Genomic DNA, 4,591 nt, shown 5'->3' with positions numbered 1-4,591 from the left:
CCACAGCGTCCCAGACTCCTTCGGGATCACGCAGATCGCCGTGGATCACCGCGTGGCGGGCGGGATCGCCGTGCTGCTCCAGCAAGATCCGGGAGTGCGCGACCGCAACGGGTTCGTAGTCGATGTAGACCACCCGGGAGTCCGGTGCGACCTCGTCGGCGACCTGGTGCACGTTGCCCATCGTGGGAACACCGGAGCCGATGTCGACGAACTGCCGCACGCCCCGGGCCACCAAGTGCCGCACAGCGCGATGCAGAAAGGCCCGGTTGGCCCGGGCGCAATACATCCCGGCCGGAAACGTCGCCAGGACCTTCTTGCCGAACTCACGATCGATCGCCCAGTTGGCCGTGCCGCCGAGATACCAGTCGTAGACCCGAGCCACGCTGGGGTGCTCCAGGTCCACCCCCGGTAAAGACTCCTCCGCCATGCCGCCTCCCCACCGTGTCGAGCCATCTTATCCCTGCCGGTGACGGCACTGATGGCCCCCGGGTGTCCACGCGTCGGCTATCGCCGAGCCCGAACCGGTTGCGAATGGGCGGCAGGAGACCACGATCTCCCGACGTTTTCCGGAATCCCGGACGACCGCGGCAAATGATTTCGAATTGAACGGATCATGTCCCGTTGTCAACGATGTCAGCCGATCTTGTCCGGACAATTCTTTGTCATAGCCAGGTATTGCGCGGGCCAGTACTATCTGGCGCGGCACCGCGGGGAAACCGTGCGACCCGGTCGCGGTTTCACCGGTGCTGCCAGGAAGAACCGGTAAGTCCGTCATGAACACGAGCACGTCCGGAACACGAGGGAAAGGGACGGAATGCGCAAGACCATCAAGTCGCTCGCCGTGCTGGCCGCCGCTGCCGCGCTTCCCCTGACGACGAGCGGTACGGCATGGGCCGACATTCCCTTCGACCAGCCGATCAATGGCCGCGCCACCTACTACAACGACGCCGGATTCGGCGCCTGCGGCACGCAGATCAACGCCGCCACCCAGCTGCTCGTCGCGGCGCCGGCCGCGTACTGGACGACCGCCAACCCGAACAACGACCCGCTGTGCCGGGGCGTGTCCATCCGCGTGTCGTACAACGGCCGGACCATCACCGTGCCCGTGGTCGACAAGTGCCCGAGCTGCGACAGCGCGCACATCGACCTCAGCGCGCCGGCGTTCGCCCAGCTGGCGGACCCCGGCCTGGGGAACATCCCGGTGACCTGGACGTTCGTGCGCTCGTGACTCCGTCGCCGGCCTCCGGCGGCACGGCCGGAGGCCGGCCCGCGGCGCACCCACCTCGTCGAACACCGGAGAAAGTGGTATGAACCAGTTCAGGAAACTCCTGGTCCTCGTGACCGTGGCCATCGCCGCCGCCGGGGGCCTCGCCGCCCCGGCGACGGCGGCCGGCACCAAGAAGGGCGTCAGCGCGGCCGCCTTTTCCGGCGTCACCACCGCACTCGGCGACGTCGGCGCGCGGTGGTTCTACACCTGGGCGGCGGACCCCCAGGGCATCACCGCACCGGCCGGGACGGAGTTCGTCCCGATGATCTGGGGCCGCGGCTCCGTCACCGCGGACCAGTTGCAGCGGGCGAAGGCGGCCGGCAGCACCCTGCTGGCGTTCAACGAACCGGACCTGGCCGGCCAGGCGAACATGTCCGTCGAGACGGCGCTGGACCTGTGGCCGCAGCTGCAGGCGACGGGCATGCGGCTGGGCGCGCCGGCGGTGGCGTACGGCGGGGACACTCCCGGCGGCTGGCTCGACCGGTTCATGAGCGGCGCGGCCGCGCGCGGTCACCGCGTCGACTTCATCCCACTGCACTGGTACGGCGGCGACTTCTCGGCCGCCGCGACCGGGCAGCTGCAGTCCTACCTGCAGGCGGTGTACAACCGCTACCACCTGCCGATCTGGGTCACCGAATACGCGTTGACCGACTTCTCCGGCCCCACCCCGCGGTACCCGTCCGCGGCCGAGCAGGCCGACTTCGTCAGCCGGTCCACGGCGATGCTGAACGGACTGTCGTTCGTCGAGCGCTACGCCTGGTTCTCGCTTTCGACGTCGACCACCCCGACCGGTCTCTACACGGGCACCACCCCGAACGCGAGCGGCGTCGCCTACCGGGCCGCCGGCTGATCCCCCACCCAGCAACGAACGGAGGTCGAACCCATGTTTTCCCGGATGCGCAGGCGGCTCTTCGCCGTTGCCGCGGCGATCGCGGTGGCGTCGGCGGTGAGTTCGCCGGCCACACCGGCCGCGGCGGCGGGCAACCACACCGTCACGTTCGTGAACCACTCCGGCCAGACCGTCTGGCTGGGCAGCACCGTGAACGCCGACCAGTCGGTCAACTTCGCGAGCCTGCCGACGCTGGCGAACGGGCAGACGGCGACCGTGACGGTGCCGGAAACATCGGCGCCCGGCCACTGGCGGGGCAAGTTCTTCGCGCGCCAGGGGTGCACGGGCACCTCCGGCCGGGATTTCCATTGCGCGGTCGGCGACTGCGGCGTCCACGCCGACCACTGCGCGACCGGTGAACAGCCGGCCAGCCTGGCCGAGTTCAACTTCGACACCGCCGACGGCCTCGCCCCGTGGTACGACGTCAGCTACGTCAACGCCTTCTCCCTGCCGATCACGATCGAGCCGGTCAACGCGGCCGTGCCCCCGGGTTCGGCTTCGTGCGGCTCGGCGGGCTGCCCGGAGAACCTGCTGTCCTACTGCCCGGCCGAAGACCGCCGGTACTCCCCGAGTGGCACGCTCATCAACTGCGTCAACCCGAACCGCGACGCCCCGACGAGCTACAGCGACGCGATCAAGTCGCATTGCCCGAAGGCGTACGCGTGGTCCAAACAGGACACCGAGCCGGGCAACCAGACGATGTACCAGTGCGCCTCCTGCAGCGGCTTCACGATCACCTTCCACGGCGGTGCGTGACGAAGCCCCACCGCGGGGGCCGCGCTGACACCGGCGCAGCCCCCGCGCCCGCCGGACCGGCTGCGGCGCAACCCTGGCACCCGGATGGCGAGGGGCAACCGAACATGAGCGGCGCCAGGCGTCGCTGCCGGTGAGCCGGTGGGCGAGGTCGAGACCGGCGGGCGGCGACCTCAGGTGGCCAGCGCCTCGGCCGGGGGCAGCCGTGACGCACGGCAGCGCCGGCCGCCGATCCGAGGGACCGGCGCGGCGCAGCAGCGACCGCACCCGCGCCATCAGCTCCCTCGGGTCGTACGGTTTGGTCACGTAGTCGTCGGCGCCCAGGTCGAATCCGGCCAGCTTGTCCTCGGCGGTCGAGCGCGCCGTGACCAGCAGCACCGGCACGTCGGAATCCCGCCGCAGGGACCGCACGACGTCGAGGCCGTCCAGGCCGGGCATCATCACGTCGAGGACGAGTAGATCCGGCTGCCGCAGGGCCGCCTGGTCGAGCGCCTCCCGGCCCTCGTGCACCACCAGCACCGAGTGCGCTTCACGGCGCAGGTACCGGCGCAGCAGTTCGGCCTGCTTGACGTCGTCCTCGGCGACCAGCACGAACGCGCACATCCCAGCCTCCCGCGCGGCAGATGGACGGCGATTTTATGGCACCTCGTGTCGTCGCCCTTGGAGCCCCGTCCCTCGGGCCGGTCGGCCGATCGCGGACATCGACGAAAGTTGCTGCGCCCGTCACCCTTCGGCCGCTGCGGACGGGCCGCCCGTGCGCGAGGGTTCACGGCATGGAACCGAAGCAGGGCACTTACCTCGGAGCGAGTGCCGCGGAGATGCAAGCCAACAAGATCGCCGACAAGGCGGCGGGCGCGATCAGCCAGAAGGCGCTGTTCCGCAGGCGGGGGACGATCGAACTGGCCGGCGGTTCGCTGGCGCTGTCCGGGTGGGACGAGGGCACGCTGGTGCTGCGGCCCGGTGACGTGACGAGCGTGCGGCGCGAGTTCACCGACCTGTACGGGCGGTTCCTCGGCGGTCTGACGGACTCGGGTCAACCACTCATCCTCGATACGACCACCCCGGCGGGTGAGGTGTACCTGCTGATCGACCGCAAGGAGTTCATGGAATCCACCCGCAACAAGGAATGGGCCGCGGCGATCGAGGACTGGCGGGCCGGCCGGTAGAGACGCGACGACGAACTGGTCTTCACCCGTCGAAACGGAAGTACACCTGCGAACGCGCCGACGGGGCCGGAAGCGTCGGCTTCCGGCCCCGCATCCGGCTCAGTACCAGTGGGCGCGCCCGCCGATCTTGCGGCCCGTTCCGCCGAGGATCGCCAGGACGACCCCCGCGATGGCGAGCACGACGCCGATCGTGTACAGCGCCGGGATGCCGATGACGAAGCCGAGGATGATCAGGATGACGCCGAGGATGATCACGGTGGGGAAGCTCCTTTTCCGGGAACCGCCGTCCCTGAGGCGGCGGCTCGTGTCGAGCGCGGAGATACCCGCACGCCCCGCCGGTCAAACAGGCGTTCCCGCCCGGACGGCCGGGCGGCGAACCACTCCCCCGCGGGACCTCGCGTGCTCAGCCACGCGACCACCGCTGGTTCGCGGCGCCGTTGCACGGCCAGATGACGAACGGGGTGCCGTGGGCCGTGCAGTGGCCCTTCACGTCGAGGCACTTGCCGACCCGACGTT

7 protein-coding genes and 1 pseudogene are annotated in these 4,591 nt (G+C 70.0%); 4 read left to right on the top strand and 4 right to left on the bottom strand.

Features of this window, described 5'->3' with window-relative positions; genetic code table 11:
• On the bottom strand, positions 1-427 hold a 427-nt coding region (locus ACFVYA_RS49555), incomplete at its 3' end, for an SAM-dependent methyltransferase (protein WP_387055589.1).
• 387 nt (positions 428-814) lie between these two features.
• On the opposite strand from ACFVYA_RS49555, the gene ACFVYA_RS49550 reads away from it, so the two are divergent.
• The 3 genes from ACFVYA_RS49550 (at position 815) to ACFVYA_RS49540 (ending at position 2,912) form a co-directional block, all read left to right on the top strand.
• Positions 815-1,228, top strand: coding sequence for a cysteine/serine endopeptidase inhibitor (locus tag ACFVYA_RS49550; RefSeq protein ID WP_360167662.1), 414 nt, complete (start codon positions 815-817; stop codon positions 1,226-1,228).
• A 79-nt stretch (positions 1,229-1,307) separates the two neighbouring features.
• Positions 1,308-2,117: a glycoside hydrolase family protein gene (locus ACFVYA_RS49545; protein ID WP_387055587.1), complete on the top strand. Its 810-nt coding sequence runs from the start codon at positions 1,308-1,310 to the stop codon at positions 2,115-2,117.
• A 45-nt stretch (positions 2,118-2,162) separates the two neighbouring features.
• A complete protein-coding gene (locus ACFVYA_RS49540; RefSeq protein ID WP_387055585.1) occupies positions 2,163-2,912 on the top strand; it encodes a thaumatin family protein in 750 nt (249 codons plus the stop codon).
• A 210-nt stretch (positions 2,913-3,122) separates the two neighbouring features.
• On the opposite strand, the pseudogene ACFVYA_RS49535 reads toward ACFVYA_RS49540, so the two are convergent.
• Positions 3,123-3,512 (bottom strand): annotated as a pseudogene (locus ACFVYA_RS49535) (response regulator transcription factor); the annotation flags it as partial.
• Positions 3,513-3,682: 170 nt separating this feature from the next.
• Between ACFVYA_RS49535 and ACFVYA_RS49530 the strand changes: the two are divergent.
• On the top strand, positions 3,683-4,075 hold the full coding sequence (locus tag ACFVYA_RS49530; RefSeq protein ID WP_387055583.1) for a hypothetical protein: 393 nt from the start codon (positions 3,683-3,685) through the stop codon (positions 4,073-4,075).
• 99 nt (positions 4,076-4,174) lie between these two features.
• Here the strand turns inward: ACFVYA_RS49530 and ACFVYA_RS49525 are convergent, their stop codons facing one another.
• Together ACFVYA_RS49525 and ACFVYA_RS49520 are read right to left on the bottom strand one after the other, a co-directional pair.
• Positions 4,175-4,330, bottom strand: a complete 156-nt coding sequence (locus tag ACFVYA_RS49525) for a hypothetical protein (RefSeq protein WP_285991938.1) — start codon at positions 4,328-4,330, stop codon at positions 4,175-4,177.
• Positions 4,331-4,478: 148 nt separating this feature from the next.
• Positions 4,479-4,591, bottom strand: a 113-nt coding sequence (locus tag ACFVYA_RS49520) for an RICIN domain-containing protein (RefSeq protein WP_387055591.1), incomplete at its 5' end; no start/stop codon positions are given.

This window comes from Amycolatopsis sp. NPDC058278 (assembly GCF_042881395.1).
GTDB lineage: Bacteria > Actinomycetota > Actinomycetes > Mycobacteriales > Pseudonocardiaceae > Amycolatopsis.
Note: the sequence above shows the minus strand (reverse complement) of the source record. Positions and strands in the feature narration are given on the sequence as shown.

Bases quoted from the DNA above. Each gene is read 5' to 3' on its own strand.
- ACFVYA_RS49550 (WP_360167662.1), top strand. From the start codon at position 815: ATGCGCAAGACCATCAAGTCGCTCGCCGTGCTGGCCGCCGCTGCCGCG.
- ACFVYA_RS49545 (WP_387055587.1), top strand. From the start codon at position 1,308: ATGAACCAGTTCAGGAAACTCCTGGTCCTCGTGACCGTGGCCATCGCC.
- ACFVYA_RS49540 (WP_387055585.1), top strand. From the start codon at position 2,163: ATGCGCAGGCGGCTCTTCGCCGTTGCCGCGGCGATCGCGGTGGCGTCG.
- ACFVYA_RS49530 (WP_387055583.1), top strand. From the start codon at position 3,683: ATGGAACCGAAGCAGGGCACTTACCTCGGAGCGAGTGCCGCGGAGATG.